This is a genomic window from Streptomyces sp. NPDC054840, from assembly GCF_053611065.1.
This window is the reverse complement of record NZ_JBSGZP010001123.1, coordinates 1-1283: the sequence shown is the minus strand read 5'-3', so window position 1 is coordinate 1283 and position 1283 is coordinate 1. Positions and strand designations below refer to the sequence as shown.

At 68.7% G+C, this 1283-nt stretch carries 3 protein-coding genes; 2 read left to right on the top strand and 1 reads right to left on the bottom strand.

Going from position 1 to position 1283, the window contains the following annotated elements; genetic code table 11:
- The first annotated feature begins 18 nt into the window (after positions 1–18).
- Complete coding sequence (locus ACWGIU_RS38055; RefSeq protein ID WP_453712685.1) at positions 19–411, top strand: VOC family protein; 393 nt, start codon at positions 19–21, stop codon at positions 409–411.
- Between the two features lie 15 nt (positions 412–426).
- On the opposite strand, the gene ACWGIU_RS38050 is transcribed toward ACWGIU_RS38055, so the two are convergent.
- Positions 427–876 carry an ATP-binding protein gene (locus tag ACWGIU_RS38050; RefSeq protein WP_453712683.1) on the bottom strand — a complete coding sequence of 150 codons (450 nt, stop codon included), beginning with the start codon at positions 874–876 and terminating at the stop codon, positions 427–429.
- Between the two features lie 196 nt (positions 877–1072).
- Between ACWGIU_RS38050 and ACWGIU_RS38045 the strand changes: the two genes are divergently transcribed.
- Positions 1073–1283 (top strand): helix-turn-helix domain-containing protein (locus tag ACWGIU_RS38045; RefSeq protein ID WP_453712681.1); only part of this gene is annotated, 211 nt, incomplete at its 3' end.

The following is a 1283-nucleotide window of genomic DNA, read 5'->3' as shown; positions in this document are numbered from 1 at the left end:
CCGTCATCGAGGAGTGAGATGTTCATCAACCCCGTCCGGCACATCACCTTCGACGCCCTCGACCCCTACCGGGTCGCCGAATTCTGGTCCGCGGTGACCGGCTTCACGTTCCATCCAGACGACGTGGAGGGGGACGACGAGGTCCTGCTGGAGTCCGGCCGGACCGGGGTGCCGGGGCTGCTGTTCATCCGGGTCCCGGACAGCAAGTCCGTCAAGAACCGTGTCCACTTGGACATCCAGCCGCCCACCGGCACCCGGGACGAGACCGTCGAGCGTCTGATCGGCCTCGGCGCGAAGCTCGTCGACGACCGCCGCGACGCGGACGGTGTGGCGGGCTGGGTCGTGCTCGCCGACCCCGAGGGCAACGAGCTGTGCATCGAGCGCAGCGCGGGCGAACGCGGCCTGCTCTGAGCCGTCCCTGGCAGGTCAGCGGCCGAAGACGCTCCGCGCCGGGGCGCCGACGCTCCAGGGCAGTGCGATCCACACCGTCTTGCCGCCGTCCTCGGTCGGGGTGACCGAGAGCCGGCCGCCCGCCTCCACCGTCAGCCAGCGGATGATGACCATGCCCCGGCCGTTGTCCTGCTGGACGGCGGCCGGGAGCCGCTTGGGCCAGCGGGGGTGGCTGTCGGTGACCCCGACCCGCAACCACTCCTGGCGCTCCAGCCGGATGTCGACGGTAAAGGTGGGCGACTGGCCGAAAGTGTGCTGCACAGCGTTGGTGGCGAGCTCCGAGACGATCAGCCGGACGCTGTCGGCGGTGTCGGCGTCATCGGGGAGTCCCCACTCGCTCAGCACCTCCGCGACATAGCGTCGGGCAGTGGCGACCGAGGCGGGATCGCTCGGCAGAGTGACGGATGCTTCCTGGTGATCTGCCATGGCGACGGTCCCTTTCCCACCGGGGCGAAAAGCCCCGGATCTGTGCTGGACGCCAGAGTGCCACCCATCGTGCCGTCACATCTGCCTTTCCCCCAAGATATGCATATATCTGTCGCTCGATGCGGTGAACTCTGCTACGGAAGAACGTATTTGGACGGCAAACTGGTGCGAGCTGTGCCGGTGGAAGGAGGCGGGTGTGCAGCACGGTCCCGCGGTGCGCCGACGCAAGCTCGGCGAGGAACTGCGTGCCCTGCGCGACCGGTCCGGACTCACCAGTGGTGAGGCGGCCCGGATCATGGGGTGGCACCAGTCGAAGATCAGCCGGATCGAGACAGGCCGCAGCGGCGTGAAGCCGGAGGACATCCGGCTGCTCCTCGACGCCTACGGGGAGATCGTGAGCCCGGAGC

Bases quoted from the DNA above. Each gene is read 5' to 3' on its own strand.
- ACWGIU_RS38050 (WP_453712683.1), bottom strand. From the start codon at position 876: ATGGCAGATCACCAGGAAGCATCCGTCACTCTGCCGAGCGATCCCGCC.
- ACWGIU_RS38055 (WP_453712685.1), top strand. From the start codon at position 19: ATGTTCATCAACCCCGTCCGGCACATCACCTTCGACGCCCTCGACCCC.